The organism is Nostoc sp., from assembly GCF_036917755.1.
Classification (GTDB): Bacteria; Cyanobacteriota; Cyanobacteriia; order Cyanobacteriales; family Nostocaceae; genus Nostoc.
Genome location: NZ_JBALFC010000107.1, coordinates 80,664 through 95,814 on the forward strand (window position 1 = coordinate 80,664; position 15,151 = coordinate 95,814).

A 15,151-nucleotide genomic window follows, 5' to 3' on the forward strand; every position below is an offset into this window, starting at 1 on the left:
CAGGATTAACCTAGATAGGAAGATCAAAGATAATTAATTTAAAACTTGACCTAAAGTTTTTAAGATATTCAAAACTTTATATAATTCATTTTCGCCTCTATATAAAGTGAATCTATCAGATAAAGCATATACGGGTTTATCTTGTTTGAGCAGTTTTATAAATTGGAAATCTTCGCCATTCATTACCAAGGAATATACAGAATGCTCAGGCTGAGGATTTGCTAGCATATAAGTCAGTGCTTGGGGAATCGCCTTTGCCAAAGAAAAACTAGACCTCTTAGATTCAATTATCAGTAACCATAACTTATCTTGGAGAACCAAGACATCAATTTTACCTTTGATAATTTCTTGAGTTTCTTCAGAGGTTTTTTCATCATCAATGATAATTTCTTCACTAATTTCTACACTTTCTTCTGTAGCGATGTAAAAAGGATGACGATAAAAACCAGCTAAATCTAGCAGGGGAGATAATACCACCATTTTTACTGCCTCTTCTAAAAGAGGAGCATTTTCAAGGACGTTGAGATAGTTATTTTTAACTCTGTCTAAGTATTGTTTTTCTAATTCAGAAATTTCCGGGATGTAGTCAAACCACTCTGTAAAAAATTGCTCATCTTCAGACTTGTGTAGAGCAAATTTTTGCTTTAAGTAGGCGAGAGTGACATTTTGGGCTTGGATAACTTGAATCATGTTTATTTCAAATTGCGAGAAGTTTAATTCCTTACTTCAATCATCGCGATGCCTACGGCGGTAAACTACGCAGTTTCTAGCATCCAGTCGCGTTACGTGGCTGCTAATTCCTGTAATTTGGTTAAAACTGCCTGGGCATGACCTTTAGCTTTCACATTAGGCCAAACATAGGAAATAATTTTATCAGGTGAAATTAGAAAGGTTGACCGAGCAACGCCCATATATTCTTTGCCCATAAACTTTTTCAATCGCCAAGCGCCGTAGGCTTCTGTCAAAATATGTTCTGGGTCACTCAAAAGCGTGATTGACAAGTTATGTTTGCTGATAAATTTACAATGGGACTTACCCAAATCTGGACTTACGCCTAAGATTTTCGCTCCCAGTGCGCTGAAGTCTTGATACAACTCGGTGAAATCTTTCGCTTCTGTGGTACAACCAGGGGTGTCATCTTTGGGGTAGAAGTAGAGGACAATCCACTGACTGCTGAGGTCGTCGAGAGTGACTGAATTGCCATTTTGGTCAGAAGTGGAGAAATCTGGCGCTGGTTGTCCGACTTGGGGAATGTTGCTCATGATGGGGGTGTGAGAGATTGCGATCGCTTTAGAATTGTACATATATTGAGCGATATTGCATATTTACCAGCATCACCAATTCATCAGCAAAAAGGCGATTTACATAAAATGGGTCTGTTTTCTTAGTTTCGAGTTAATTGATTCTCCACATTTTAATTGTTGAATCCTGACTACCACTGAAAATGGTTTGTCCGTCTGGACTAAATACTAAAGAATTAACAGCATCTAAATGTCTGATTACAGAGTTAATTTCTTCCCCCGTGCTTAAGTTCCACAATTTGATAGTCTTATCTTGACTACCACTAACTAAAGTCTGTCCATCTGGGCTAATTGCCACAGATAATACAGAACCTAAATGACCAGTCAGAGTGCTTATAAGTTCTCCACTAATTAAGTTCCATACCTTGATTTCTCTGTCATCACTGCCGCTAACTAAAGTATGCCCATCTGGGCTAATTGCCACAGACCGAACAACTCCTTTATGCCCAGTGAGGGTATGATTTGTCCACACAATTATTGTGTGATCATAACTACCACTGGCTATGCTTTGCCCATTGGGGCTAACTGCTAAAGAGGTAACACCCTTTGAATGCCTAGCATGAGTATGAGTTCTTTTTTCTGTTTTTAAGTCCCATTGCTTAATAATGTTGTCCAAGCTAGCAGTAAAAAAAATCTGCTTAGTTGGATGAAATGCAACAGACGTAACACCCTTTGAGTGCCCACCAAACCTTTGAATAAATTCCCCAGTTTGAAGATTCCATATATTGGTTGTCATATCCTCACTACCACTAACTAAAGTTTTGCCATCTGGGCTGATTCCAACGCAGTTAACAGAGGCAGAGTGTTCAGTAAGGGTGTAAATTTCTTCTTTTGTTTGCAAGTTCCACACTTTGAGTTTTCCATCTGTACTACCACTAGCTAATATTTCTCCGTCGGGGCTAATAGCTACAGAGTTAATTGGGCTTGAATGCCAAGATGATAAGTCTCCAAGAGTGCTTTCTGGTATAAGTTTTTGAGACTTAAGTGCTGTTTGTAGATTACTCAGCTTAGGTTTGGCTTGTTTAGGCGGATATAAAGTCTCGTGAATCTCTGCCAAGCTTTCCAAAATTGCTTGGGTGTTGACTGGTCGATCCTTTACTGATCGCATAATCAGATGATCAATAAAATCTGCTAACAAAGGAGAGATATGATTAGCCTCAACACGCCAGTTTATACTAGCAGTATATAGATCGCCATAGGGGTCATCCATCAGATCAGGAGGATACTTTCCTGTAACCAAATGGACAAAAGTACGACCCAAGGCAAAGAAATCCGATTGTGGAACAGCATGACCAGTGATTTGCTCTAACGGAGCATAGCCATCAGAAACAAATTTTGTGATTTGACCTGCTGCTTGTTTTTTCTCATAGGTTCCGGTAATTTCCCGCGCGATACCAAAGTCGATTAATACCAATTGTCCATCGGCAGTTAGCATAATGTTTGAAGGCTTTATATCCCGATGGAAAAACTGCTGCTGATGTACTTCGTGCAAAATATTTGCCAACAGTGTTAACCAAAGGACTGCTTGCTTTTCACTGATGGGACGATTACCACGTTTTTCTAACCATTCATGTAAATTTTCTCCATCAATTTTATCCATTACCAAACAGTGAACTGGCTCTTGGCTATTTTGAGGAAAAAACTGAAAATATTCCTCAGCATTAGGAATTCCTGGATGATTTAGTCGCTTTAAAACTTCAGCTTCTTGCTGAAAAAGTGATACTACTTTAGGTTGATTGAGTGTAAGAACCTTCAAAATTTTTAGCTTGCCACTGTCACTTACCTCAAATGTTTTAGCAAAGCCACCTTTGCCTATAGGTCGTGTTACTCGATAACACCCTTCTAGTAGCAATTCAGAGTCACAGCTTTGACAGCGCAGTAGATTATCAGGGTTGTCAGTATTTTGGCAGTTAGGATTGATGCACAGGCTCATCGTCTCTAAAAGTGACATATTTATCTGATATCTTAGCTTTATTTACTGATAAGCTGGATAAAATCGGCATCAAAGCGATGCCTGCGGTTCTTGCTAGCCTACGCATCTCATTCATCTTTGGTTAGTATGAAAAAAGTTCTCTCATCAGGTTGAGAGCGATCGCCTGCGGCAATCCCTGCGGTGTACGCTTATATTTATCTGCCATAATAATGACTTAACCTACAGGAATTTTTGTTTATCTATTCTCACCCTTCAAAGTTCACATGACTAAAGATCAATACGCTTGGGTTAAGCATTTTTTTCTTCTCTCTGTTTCCTCTGCGCCTCTGCGGTTCGTTAAAAAAATTGACTTTGATAAAGAGTTTTAGCCTTAACTGAACCGTACTACCCGATGTTCAGCAATTTCGCCATAGCCAACCGTTGGAGTTTTCCGGTAGCACCACGAGGTAGTTGATCTAAAATGTGAACTTGCTTAGGAACTTTGAAGTCTGCCAGCATGGTTGAACAGTAAGCTAAAAGTTCTTTTTCGCCAACTTCTGCTTTGAGGACAACAGCAGCGTGGATATCTTCTCCTAAAGATTTATGGGGGACGGCAAAGGCCAAAGCTTCGGCGACGGCGGGATGGCGCAGCAAGACATCATCCACTTCTAAGGGAGAAATTTTTTCCCCACCCCGGTTAATCAATTCTTTAATGCGTCCAGTCAAGCGGAGGTAGCCGTCTGCATCCAGTGTACCTTGATCCCCTGTACGGAACCAACCGTTCACAAAAGCTGTGGCGTTGGCTTGGGGGTTGTTTTCGTAGCCATCTATGACATTAGGTGCTTTTACCACCACCTCCCCCAAGCTTAAGAGAGGTAATAGGTTGCCTTCGGAGTCCATAATCCCAACTTCCACACCGAAGCCATAACCTACAGTTCCTGGTTTCCGAACTTTTGGCGGTAGGGGGTTAGTGGTCATTAAGTGAGATGCTTCAGTCATGCTGTAAGATTCCACCACGGGAGCATTAAGAGTTGCCTCTAGCTGTTCAATGATAATCGGGGGCAAGGAAGCGCTACTAGAGCGAATGAAACGAAAGCGGTTAGCTTTGACAATTTCTGTGTTGCGGCTAGCGCGTGCCAAAATTGTCTGGTGCATGGTTGGCGCTGCGGAATACCAGGTGGGTTTGTAGGTATCTACCAGTTTCCAAAACTCCAGGGCATTAAAACCATTGGGACAAACTAGTGTGCCGCCCGATGCCAAAGTCGCCAGCAAACAGCCCACCAATCCGTGAATGTGGAACAGGGGCATTAAGCAAAGTGTAGTATCATCTGCTGTAAGTGAGTAAGCGCCAATGATGTTGCCGGCTGAGGCGATTAAGTTGCGATGACGAATCGGCACACGCTTGGGACGACTGGTGGTGCCGCTAGTGTGGAGAATCATCGCCAAATCATCGGCGTTGGGGGCTGCGGGATTCGAGGATTCTGCTGGTTCTGAGCCTGTTTTGACTAATTCAAAGCTTAATGTGCCGTCAGTGTTTAGTTTGGCATTAATCAGGATCATGTCGGGTGTGACGGCGGCAATGGCTGCTTCTGGTTTCTCAGACAACGTAATCAGTGCTTTTGCTTGGGTATCTTCGTAGTAGAAGGCAAATTCTTCTTGCTTGTATTTGGGATTTAAGGGTGCAGCAGTGCCACACAGGGTAGCAGCCAAAAAGGTAATAGCCATTGGTGAACCGTTAGTCATGGCAATGGCAATGCGTTTTCCCGGTTTCAATCCAAAGCTGTTGAGTTGAGATACTAGTCCAACAACATTCTCGCGCAATTGCTTATAAGTTAGCGATCGCCCCCCAGGTGTAACTAGGGCTAGATGATTGTCTTCCCCTGCTAAAAGCTCAAATAAGTTCATTAAAAACCTCCAGATTAGTAAGATTGGGTATTGATTATTAATTCTTCCCCCCCATCCCCTATTCCCCACTCCCCACTCTCTCATTCCCCATTATTTGCTTCCTTTCGTAAGTAAGTTGACGGCAAAAAACTAAAGCTAAAATTAAGTCAATAGTGTATTTATCGCTACTGGAAATCAGAAAAATCTTTTTCAGCAACTAAACCCCATCGATAAAATATGGATCGTCGGAATTTTCTAAAGTATGTCACTTTAGCAGGATCTAGTTTTACTTTAACTAGTTGTCTTCAAGGCAAAAATTCCAAATCGCAGGGTGAGGTGTCTCCCTCAGCGTCACCTGTGGCGGTTAATGAACCTCTGAAGGTGGGATTTGTTTATGTCGGGTCTGTGGGTGATTTTGGCTGGACTTATGCCCATGATTTAGGCCGCAGAGACATGGAAGCCAATCTTCAAGATAAGGTAAAAACTACCTTTGTCGAAAATGTCAACGAAGGTGCTGACGCCCAAAGGGTGATTCGCCAACTCGCATTAGATGGTAATAAGTTGATTTTTACAACTTCTTTCGGGTACATGAACCCAACAAGTAAGGTTGCCAAGGACTTTGGCGATATTGTCTTTGAACACTGTGCAGGATACAAACGTGCTGCCAATGTTGGCACTTATTTGGGACGTTTTGAAGAACCGCGTTACTTAACCGGCATGATTGCTGGCAAGATGACAAAATCAAATGTAGTTGGTTTTATTGGCGCATACCCAATTCCAGAAGTAATTCGCGGAATCAGTGCATTCACCCAAGGACTGCGGGTAACAAATCCCCAAGCAAAAGTTAAGGTACTTTGGGTACAAAGTTGGTACGATCCTGTTAAAGAAAGAGAAGTGGCTCAAACTTTGGTCAATTTAGGTGCAGATATACTAACGCAGCATACCGACTCTGGTGCTGTAGTTCAATTGGCTGAGGAAAAAGGTATTTATGCTTTTGGCTACAACAGTGATATGAGTAAGTTTGGTCAAAAAGCCCACCTAACATCAGCTATTAACAAATGGGGCAAATTCTATACAGATACAGCCTTGGCTGTAATGAGTAATACTTGGAAGTCTCAAGAGGTTTGGGATGGCATTGGTCAAGGAATGGTGGATATTTCCCCGATGAATCAGGCGATTCCGGCTGATGTGCAAGAACTGGTGAATGCGAAGCGTGATGAGTTTATTCAGGGTACTGCACATCCTTTTGATGGCCCGGTGAAAGACCAAAAAGGAGCGGTGCGAGTACCAACGGGTAAGGTGTTGGATGATCGGGGACAACTGGCGATGGATTGGTATGTTGAGGGAATTGAAGGGTCAATTCCCAAAGGTAAATCATAGTAAGCAATTCAAAATTCAAAATTTAAAATTAAGAAGCTTTATGGCTGGTGATGGTGTGCAGACTCAAAGCGTAACTTGATGGGTGTAAATATGGATTGTGATTGCGCCAACGTTAGCGATGCCGGAGCGTGATTACAAATTACGAATTTCACGCAGAGGTAGTATTATGTCAAAATAAAAATACCCGATACCTCAAGGTGAGCGATCGCTCCCAAAGCTAGATTAAAGGATTGACCTGAGCAATGGCAGACCAAACCAATCACAATCAAGCGGGAGAAGTAGCTCCCAGCACTGTTGACAAGCAAGCTCCCAGTGTCGCCGAAGAACACGCTCCTAGTACAGACTCACCCGAAGCTACAGACCTTCCTACTGCCAACGCGCCAGAGCCGAAAGCCGCAAACCCCGAAGATAATCCCAATCCTGCTAAACCAGCTGCTGCACCACCCAAGCGAGAAAAACCCGCAGCAGCCGCAGCTAAAGCCGCAATAGGAGAAAAACCAGCCGCCGCGACAGAAGAAAAACCCGCCGCCGCAGCTAAAGCCGCCAAAAAGGAAAAAGCCCCAGCTGTTGAAGATAAGCCATTTGTAGAGTTCATCGAGCAAGATTACTTACCAGCTTTACAAAAAGCGATCGCTCAAAAAGGTGTGCAAGATTTACAGGTGGCTTTTGCCAAGCAGAAAGTGCCAATTACTGGCTTTGAATCCGCCGAAGAATGCTGGCAAATTATCGGCAGTTGGTCAGAAATCGGTCTGCGTCAGTTTAACCTGTATTTCCCCGAAGAAGATATTCAAGGGAAAAAGGGATTTTCCTGTAATGAAGGCAAAAAACCCAGCACTCTTGAGTCATTCTTAATTGATGAGCGCAGAATTACCCTCGATTTATTAGTATTTGGCTTAGTTCAGCGCTTAGACGGTCAAAAGTGGTTAGGTAGAAATTAGTTATTGGGCATGGGGCATGGGGCATGGGGCATGGGGCATTGGTTATTCTCCTTGTCTTCCTCATCTTCCTCATCTCCCTCATCTCCCTCATCTCCCCCACTCCCCCACTCCCCCACTCCCCCACTCCCCTTAAAGTTCGTGGAAATAGTAGGTAACGGCTCCAGTATTGGGGTCGTTATCTATTTTCACATAACCTGATTTGTACATATCCTTGAGAGTAGCTTCTACTTCAGTAAAGCTGGCTCCCGTGAACTTTACCCCTTGAGTGACAGTTAAAACACCACCCTTGCTTTCCGCCGCTTCGATCAGTTTAATCATGAGTTCATTACCTGTTGGTTGGTGGAGTTGAGAAGCAACCACTGCTTGATTCAACGGCACACCAAAGGGAGATACGCCCGCTTTTAATCTCAGCTTGTGTTCGTATTCGTCAACCATATTGGGGATGAAGAACAAATCCACGATCTGCCCTATACCAAACACACCACCGGTCAACAGCCACAACAAACCAGTCCCGATCTTGCCATTATAGAAACGGTGCAACCCTCCTACCCCAAAAAATCCGACTGCACACAAGATGTAAGAGATAAGAAGTCGGTCTTTCTGCTGCTGATTGTTTTCAAGATTCATCTTATTTTCAACTCTTTGGATTTACTCTTGTTGTCTAAGATATTTTTTCCATACTGTTTTGTTTGATATCAGCATGGATAGCGAGAGTAATTAGAAGTTTTAAGTAATCGTGCCAGTCATGGATTGTTAATTTCAAGATGATCAACTGATGATCAGACCGCTTGATATATTGTAGCAACAACTACAGCAAATCACTGACATACTAGTACAGGATGACATAAATCCAGCTACCATCTCAATTAACCAGACAAGTTGCTCTAAGAGGTTGTTTGAAAAGTCTAAATTATTACTTGCCCTGGCGACTAGAAGTCGCGGCTACACAGACGAAACCCACCTACGTGGGTTAAGAAGCTTGATTTTGTGTTAGTCCGCGCAGGCGGACTTTGCTTGTGTAGCCGCGATTTCCAATCGCCCAAAACTTTTCAAACATCCTCTAAGCTGCTTATTAAAAGTAGGCAGACTTCCTCTGTATTTCACTTAAGCGAGAATCGCTATGAATGCAAATCGTTGTCAGAAGGCGGAGGAAAATTTTGACTGGTTTTAGCCAAATCAATCATTTTAAAGATTAACTGCAACAGCTTCTGATTCTATAGTCTTACTTTGATTTTCTATATGATAGGTAACTACTGCTTTGACTCGATCATGTCCTGTATAGCCGCTTTTGTTAGTCAATTCCACAACAATCTCAGAATTTTCTAGAGGTTTTAACTCAATTTCTTTGTACTGAAACTGAAAATTTTGTAATTTGCCATCTAAAAGATTGCGGATTTCAACTTGAGAAATTTTTACAGTGACACTGTTAGTTTGAGGATTTTCCAAGCGGATAAAGACAGAAGCAAAACCAATATTCCGTTGTGGATTATGAGGAATACCCAAAGGCGGTAAATTTTCTTGTCTAGCAACCAGGGTTACTTTTTTAATCAAACTGTTGTTATTTGTCATAGCTGTTCTATGTTTAGATGCAGAATGAGTTTGACTTTGAGCATGGGTGGAAGGAATAGTACAAGCGTTAGTTGATCCTGCTATAACCAGTAAAGCAATAAAAGTTGTCAAATATATTTTCATCATAATTACTAGAAAATGGTCTTGAGGAAAATCCGGTAAGGATGAAGCTAGTGGTCTGTCAAACCCATTTTGATGGTTGGAGAGATGCGATAAATCGCCGTCTCAACATAAAATTTATTCGTCAATTATTTCTTGACAGGCTACTAGTCATCCCCACCGAAAATTAGAGGAAATATCATCCCTGAATCAGAGTTAAGTGTTTGACCAGGCAAAATATGTGTTGAGATTGAGCAATTGATTCCATGTTAAGTCAGCGTCGTTATGTCCCCAAGGATTTCTGATTTTAAATGTTCCATTTGCTGCATTGTAACTAGTAACGCTATAGGAATGATCATTAACTACGCCGTAATTTGCACCATTAATAAACGCAGCAGTTAATACTTTGTTGGAACTGACTAAATCAATTAGCTGAGTTTTAGTCATGTTATTAACTTGTTGGCTAGTGGCATCCAAGCCAGTTACTTGACGAGTTACATAATCCATCCAGCCACCCTCAATAGAAGGGTAAGCATTCGTGGTAGAACCAGGACGACTCCAACCTAACTCACCCAATTGAGCATAGGCTTTTTCTGCCAAGGCTACCCATAATTCATTGTTAGAATTATTGTTGGAACTACCTGGGCTAGCGTAGACTAACTGTCCAGCGAAGGAGGGTAAATATCGATCAACTGTGACGTAGTTGGCTACACCACTATTAAAGAAACGAACGGTGAAAGTATTATCACCATTGTCAATAAACATATTTTTGATGTCGTTAGGCTTTTTCTGAGCTATGGAAGATAGGGTAGCCAGATAATAACAATCTCCCAAAGCACCTTGCTTAATATCATTTGCACTAATACCATTTTGGAATAAAGACCCACTGATTGCTTGATATGGGGTATTGTCGAATGCTGTGGGGCGATCGCTTCCTAAGAACCACTTGCCAATCAATTTTTCCATTTGTGCAGTACTACTACCAGCAAAAAGGTTTCCTAGTGTTGTCTTACTTGTGCTACCTCCCGTCCACCATTGGTTCGCTGTATTCCCATTCACTACATCGTCTGAGAGAACACGAACATTATCTAGCATCGTAAAGCGGCTGGAATTACTAACAATGGTGCGAAGATCAACTAATTCAGTCGCATTAATTACGCTATTATCTTCAGCATTATGGAACAGAGAAATCATATCATTTCTACTTAAATTCCCGTCTGCTGCCAGAGAGCGAGTTAAATTAATCAATCCTGGGTCTTTCAGATTTTGACTATACCAGTCATTATTAGTCCCTTGTACTGTAATAGGTTTAGCAAAAACATTATTGATTTCATTGCTTGCAGCTACGTAAGCATAACCATCGGCTTGAGAAACCAGATTTTTATTACCAGTAGCAGCGCCATTAGCAATAGTGACTGCAACTGATTTAGAATTAACACCACCAGCATCAATGTTGGTAACGTAATTAGAGTTCAAAAATACATCATGACTGCTGAGAGCGGCATCTTTGGAGAGATAGAACTTGCTGTGGCTAGAATCTGCACTAGCATTATCTTGGTTCTTGACTTGATGGTTAAGTTCGACGGTGCTACCAACTGTTGCGGTAGTTGGTGCAGAGAGATTTGGAAATATTAAGTCTGTTTTACCACCAACAGAAGAAAGTGTACTAACTGAACCAATATTCGTACCGTAAATATCTTGGATGCTATTGATGTCATTTTGGTTTACTGAGGAAGTTCCTAAACCGGAATAATGAGAGCTATTCTGATTTACATCCAACCCATAGCTATTCTCGGTGCTAGATGAATTGATATTTGGATTCTTTCCGAGAAGACTATCTGTATTGATGAGATTATTTTCGCTAGATAACATAGATTACTCCATTCAAAGTTAGGTATTTTGGCAAAACGAATCCGACAGCCTTTGCAATTTCAAAGGTTGAAAATCAAATATTGGAACTTAAACATTTTTCAGGGAGAAAAAAGACTCAAACCCATGCAGGACAAGGGAAATACATCAAAGGCTCAAAGATAGCCCAAACCCAGATATATCAATCAATAAACCAAGCAAAACGATTTCAAAGCCTCTCTGTATATAGATTTTAGGCTTTTTTCTGGGTGTTTTTTGTCTAAGTCTCGATATTTGTGACTCGGAAAAATTAAGCCGATGAATACTGATATCTATAGATTACACAAGGCATCGAGAAAACGCTGTAAAGCTTGTATATTGCTTTACATTATCTTCATAGAATACTTAAGTGATAAGTAGTTAAAATAATACATGAGGCTCAACGAAGCTCTGTGTAACTTAAAGAAACCTTGATAGGTATATAGGACTCATATCTGATTTTTGAACAAGATTTCAGATAAAACCCTGATAAAACGGGCTTTTCAGTCTCAGTATGTTTTCAGAAATCAAATCGGAGTCCTATATAAAGCTCAAAGCTTTCGGAATGTGGGTTAAAAAATACTTATGTACTATAAAATAGCGATGCCTGCGGCGAGCGAAGCGATCGCATTGTGCCAGTTACCTAAGCGCTGTCTCCGGTTTTAGATTCCGCAAACATTGAATCATTGTTGCAACTCTTAATGTTTTGCTTACTAGTTTGTAACCCAGACCTTGGTAGACTAAACTTTATACAAATGGATATTGTCGGCTGTTGCGCCTTGCCAGAGCATTTCCCTTGGCTTTTTGGTGTACTCAAGATAAAGACGAAAGAGCAATCAAGACATGGTAGATTCCCTTAAAAAACCAGGCTTTGAAGAAATCCGGCCAGGGATTAAAGTCCCGGCAAAAGAAACCCTGTTAACACCTCGGTTTTATACTACCGATTTTGATGAAATGGCGCGGATGGATATCTCCGTCAACGAAGATGAGTTAAAAGCCATTCTCGAAGAGTTCCGCACTGACTACAACCGCCATCACTTTGTTCGGGATGCCGAGTTTGAACAATCCTGGGATCATATTGATGGGGAAACTCGCCGGTTGTTCGTTGAGTTTCTAGAACGTTCGTGTACGGCAGAGTTTTCTGGCTTTTTGCTGTATAAAGAACTTGGTCGTCGCTTGAAAGGCAAAAGCCCCGTCTTGGCAGAGTGCTTTAACCTGATGTCACGGGATGAAGCGCGTCACGCTGGCTTTTTAAACAAAGCTATGTCGGACTTTAATCTGTCCCTAGATTTAGGGTTTTTGACTAAGAGCCGCAATTATACCTTCTTTAAGCCAAAATTCATCTTCTACGCCACCTATCTTTCAGAGAAAATTGGTTATTGGCGTTATATCACTATTTATCGCCATTTAGAAGCACATCCCGAAGACCGGATTTATCCAATCTTCCGATTCTTTGAAAACTGGTGTCAAGATGAAAACCGTCACGGGGATTTCTTTGATGCGATCATGAAATCTCAGCCGCAAATATTGAATGATTGGAAAGCACGGCTGTGGAGTCGATTCTTCCTATTATCTGTGTTTGCGACAATGTATCTTAATGACATCCAACGGAAGGATTTTTATGCCACCCTTGGACTGGATGCGCGAGAATACGACATCCATGTTATTCAGAAGACTAACGAAAACGCCGGTAGGGTGTTCCCTCTGATGTTGGATGTGGAGAATCCAGAGTTTTATCAGCGTTTGGATACTTGTATAAGCAATAATGGGAAGCTGAGTGCGATCGCTAACTCGAATACTCCCAAATTCCTGCAATTCTTCCAAAAACTGCCGCTTTACATCTCCAATGGCTGGCAGTTATTGCGGCTGTACCTGATGAAACCTATTGATACTGTTTCTGCTCAAGGGGCAGTTCGTTAAGTTATAACAAGTTTGCAAAAGCTTTAGTGGCTCTGCTGATTGCAGAGCCACTTTTTTTGTCAAAGTTGGGTAGGCGTAGTTTTGCAGTAGATACCTTGAGTTAAGCTGATTTTTCCATTCTGATTACATCTGGTATGAATACTTGGTGCTTGGCTGCTTCTGCTTCATAACATCTGAGAATCAGTGATGTCAGCTTATCGAAGTCACTGACAGAAGAAATAATTACTTTTGATGAGGCAATTCATGAATTGCCCCTACCAGAAAATTACGGTTTCGGCTATTGTTTGCGTAAGTCCTGATAGCGATCGTTGTTATGAATGCGCGATCTACCGAAATGAGAAAACAATATGGTTTTTTGCTTGCTGAATCTACCGAAATGAGAAAGCAATCAAGCATTTTAAGAAAGCAATATGCCTTTTTACTTGCTGAATCTACTGAAATAAGTGCGCGACATACCGAAATGAGAAAGCAATTAAGCTTTATCGTAAAAATAAAATCTAATGGAAAAACAGCAACTTATAAAACTGCTAATTGGTGATTCATGGAAAAGCAGATGATATCATTCCCTTTGCTCATGGACAAAAGTTGTTCAATGCTGCAATATCCCTAAAACTTTATTTGTAGGTTGAAAAGGCAAATCATAATGATTTATTCTAGGTAGCTGAAGAAAAGTATCAGAAAACTTTGCAAGAGTATACTAACCTGATTCGGACTTACGCAAAACTACGCGCTGTAGGGGCAATTCATGAATTGCCCCTACCTGAGAATCAGGGTTTCGGCTATTGTTTGCGTAAGTCCTGCTTATAAAGGCAAATCAGTAATTAAGTAAATCGGCAAGAAAATTTCAATGTATGTATGTAAACAAATATAAATTAATGTCGGGTGTGTTAGACGAGAGTACAGCACCTTGAACTATGGATGGTGTCGTACTCTCGCAGCTAACGCACCCTACAATTTAAATTTCTTAACATAGTTACCCACCGAAAATTAGAGGAAATATCATCCCGGAATCAGAGTTAAGTGTTTGACCAGGCAAAATATGTCTTGAGATTGAGCAATTGATCCCATGTTAAGTCAGCATCTTTATATCCCCAAGGATTTCTGACTCTAAATGTTCCATTTGCTGCATTGTAAGCAGTAACGGAATAGGCATGCTCATTAACTACGCCGTAATTTGCACCATTAACAAAGCCAGCAGTTAATACTTTGTTGGAATTGACTAAATCAATTAGCTGAGTTTTAGTCATGTTAGTAACTTGTTTCATAGTTGCATCCAAGCCAGTTACTTGACGGGTTACATAATCCATCCAGCCACCCTCAATAGAACTGTAAGCATTCGTACTATTATCAGGACGACTCCAACCTAACTCACCCAATTGAGTGTAGGCTTTTTCTGCTAGTCCTACCCACAATTCATTGCTAGAATTATTGTAGGAACTACCTGGACTAGCGTAGATTAACTGTCCATTAGCATTAGTGGGTAAATATCGATCAACTGTAACGTAGTTGGCTACACCATTATTAAAGAAACGAGCAGTGAAGGTATTATCACCATTGTCAATAAACATATTTTGAATGTAGTTAGGCTTTTCCTGAGCTATGGAAGATAGGGTAGCCAGATAATAACAATCTCCCAAATTACCTTGCTTAATATCATCTGCACTAATACCATTTTGGAATAAAGAGCCACTGATTGCTTGATAGGTGGCACTGTTGGATGCTGTGGGGCGATCGCTTCCTAAGAACCACTTGCCAATCAATTTTTCCATTTGTGCAGTACTACTACCAGCAAAAAGGTTTCCTAGTGTTGTCTTACTTGTGCTACCTCCCGTCCACCATTGGTTCGCTGTATTCCCATTCACTACATCGTCTGAGAGAACACGAACATTATCTAGCATCGTAAAGCGGCTGGAATTACTAACAATGGTGCGAAGATCAACTAATTCAGTCGCATTAATTACGCTATTATCTTCAGCATTATGGAACAGAGAAATCATATCATTTCTACTTAAATTCCCGTCTGCTGCCAGAGAGCGAGTTAAATTAATCAATCCTGGGTCTTTCAGATTTTGACTATACCAGTCATTATTAGTCCCTTGCAGTGTAATAGCACTAGCAAAAATATTATTACTTTCATTGCTTTCAGCTACGTAACCATAACCATCGGCTTGAGAAAGCAGATAATAATTACCAGCAGTAATGCTGCTATCAATATTAAATGTTACTGACTCAGAACTGACACCCCCAGGTGTAATGCCATT

Annotated in this window: 12 protein-coding genes; 4 read left to right on the plus strand and 8 right to left on the minus strand. The window is 41.1% G+C overall.

All coding sequences use genetic code 11. The features are described from left to right. Positions 1 to 33 precede the first annotated feature (33 nt). From V7L05_RS23395 to V7L05_RS23410, 4 genes are all read right to left on the minus strand, one after another. Positions 34 to 690 carry a type I restriction endonuclease gene (locus V7L05_RS23395; RefSeq protein ID WP_335167554.1) on the minus strand — a complete coding sequence of 219 codons (657 nt, stop codon included), beginning with the start codon at positions 688 to 690 and terminating at the stop codon, positions 34 to 36. 92 nt (positions 691 to 782) lie between these two features. Continuing rightward, positions 783 to 1,262 (minus strand): thioredoxin-dependent thiol peroxidase, encoded by a 480-nt coding sequence (gene bcp, locus V7L05_RS23400; RefSeq protein WP_335167572.1) that lies wholly within the window; start codon positions 1,260 to 1,262, stop codon positions 783 to 785. 133 nt (positions 1,263 to 1,395) lie between these two features. Then, a complete protein-coding gene (locus V7L05_RS23405; RefSeq protein WP_335167556.1) occupies positions 1,396 to 3,252 on the minus strand; it encodes a serine/threonine-protein kinase in 1,857 nt (618 codons plus the stop codon). Between the two features lie 366 nt (positions 3,253 to 3,618). Next, positions 3,619 to 5,118, minus strand: coding sequence for an acyl--CoA ligase (locus V7L05_RS23410; protein WP_335167557.1), 1,500 nt, complete (start codon positions 5,116 to 5,118; stop codon positions 3,619 to 3,621). Positions 5,119 to 5,334: 216 nt separating this feature from the next. On the opposite strand from V7L05_RS23410, the gene V7L05_RS23415 reads away from it, so the two are divergent. Together V7L05_RS23415 and V7L05_RS23420 are read left to right on the plus strand one after the other, a co-directional pair. After that, positions 5,335 to 6,477: a BMP family ABC transporter substrate-binding protein gene (locus V7L05_RS23415; RefSeq protein WP_335167559.1), complete on the plus strand. Its 1,143-nt coding sequence runs from the start codon at positions 5,335 to 5,337 to the stop codon at positions 6,475 to 6,477. A gap of 242 nt (positions 6,478 to 6,719) precedes the next feature. Next, the gene (locus V7L05_RS23420; RefSeq protein ID WP_335167561.1) at positions 6,720 to 7,415 is read left to right on the plus strand and encodes a DUF2996 domain-containing protein; all 696 of its coding nucleotides are present in this window, start codon (positions 6,720 to 6,722) and stop codon (positions 7,413 to 7,415) included. A gap of 129 nt (positions 7,416 to 7,544) precedes the next feature. On the opposite strand, the gene V7L05_RS23425 is transcribed toward V7L05_RS23420, so the two are convergent. The 3 genes from V7L05_RS23425 to V7L05_RS23435 form a co-directional block, all read right to left on the minus strand. Beyond that, the gene (locus V7L05_RS23425; protein ID WP_335167562.1) at positions 7,545 to 8,042 is read right to left on the minus strand and encodes a TM2 domain-containing protein; all 498 of its coding nucleotides are present in this window, start codon (positions 8,040 to 8,042) and stop codon (positions 7,545 to 7,547) included. Between the two features lie 558 nt (positions 8,043 to 8,600). Continuing rightward, positions 8,601 to 9,095 (minus strand): hypothetical protein, encoded by a 495-nt coding sequence (locus V7L05_RS23430; protein ID WP_335167563.1) that lies wholly within the window; start codon positions 9,093 to 9,095, stop codon positions 8,601 to 8,603. 204 nt (positions 9,096 to 9,299) lie between these two features. Then, positions 9,300 to 10,955 (minus strand): C2 family cysteine protease, encoded by a 1,656-nt coding sequence (locus V7L05_RS23435; RefSeq protein ID WP_335167565.1) that lies wholly within the window; start codon positions 10,953 to 10,955, stop codon positions 9,300 to 9,302. Positions 10,956 to 11,813: 858 nt separating this feature from the next. On the opposite strand from V7L05_RS23435, the gene acsF reads away from it, so the two are divergent. Both acsF and V7L05_RS23445 read left to right on the plus strand, forming a co-directional pair. Beyond that, positions 11,814 to 12,890, plus strand: a complete 1,077-nt coding sequence (gene acsF, locus V7L05_RS23440) for a magnesium-protoporphyrin IX monomethyl ester (oxidative) cyclase (protein WP_292764877.1) — start codon at positions 11,814 to 11,816, stop codon at positions 12,888 to 12,890. Between the two features lie 313 nt (positions 12,891 to 13,203). Further along, positions 13,204 to 13,428 carry a hypothetical protein gene (locus V7L05_RS23445; protein WP_335167567.1) on the plus strand — a complete coding sequence of 75 codons (225 nt, stop codon included), beginning with the start codon at positions 13,204 to 13,206 and terminating at the stop codon, positions 13,426 to 13,428. Between the two features lie 478 nt (positions 13,429 to 13,906). On the opposite strand, the gene V7L05_RS23450 is transcribed toward V7L05_RS23445, so the two are convergent. Then, positions 13,907 to 15,151 (minus strand): C2 family cysteine protease (locus tag V7L05_RS23450; protein ID WP_335167568.1); only part of this gene is annotated, 1,245 nt, incomplete at its 5' end.

What these genes read in the sequence shown, in the direction of transcription:
- V7L05_RS23410 (WP_335167557.1), bottom strand. Translation starts at nt 5,118, where the DNA reads ATGAACTTATTTGAGCTTTTAGCAGGGGAAGACAATCATCTAGCCCTA.
- bcp (WP_335167572.1), bottom strand. Translation starts at nt 1,262, where the DNA reads ATGAGCAACATTCCCCAAGTCGGACAACCAGCGCCAGATTTCTCCACT.
- V7L05_RS23415 (WP_335167559.1), top strand. Translation starts at nt 5,335, where the DNA reads ATGGATCGTCGGAATTTTCTAAAGTATGTCACTTTAGCAGGATCTAGT.
- V7L05_RS23435 (WP_335167565.1), bottom strand. Translation starts at nt 10,955, where the DNA reads ATGTTATCTAGCGAAAATAATCTCATCAATACAGATAGTCTTCTCGGA.
- V7L05_RS23445 (WP_335167567.1), top strand. Translation starts at nt 13,204, where the DNA reads ATGAATGCGCGATCTACCGAAATGAGAAAACAATATGGTTTTTTGCTT.
- V7L05_RS23420 (WP_335167561.1), top strand. Translation starts at nt 6,720, where the DNA reads ATGGCAGACCAAACCAATCACAATCAAGCGGGAGAAGTAGCTCCCAGC.
- V7L05_RS23405 (WP_335167556.1), bottom strand. Translation starts at nt 3,252, where the DNA reads ATGTCACTTTTAGAGACGATGAGCCTGTGCATCAATCCTAACTGCCAA.
- acsF (WP_292764877.1), top strand. Translation starts at nt 11,814, where the DNA reads ATGGTAGATTCCCTTAAAAAACCAGGCTTTGAAGAAATCCGGCCAGGG.
- V7L05_RS23395 (WP_335167554.1), bottom strand. Translation starts at nt 690, where the DNA reads ATGATTCAAGTTATCCAAGCCCAAAATGTCACTCTCGCCTACTTAAAG.
- V7L05_RS23425 (WP_335167562.1), bottom strand. Translation starts at nt 8,042, where the DNA reads ATGAATCTTGAAAACAATCAGCAGCAGAAAGACCGACTTCTTATCTCT.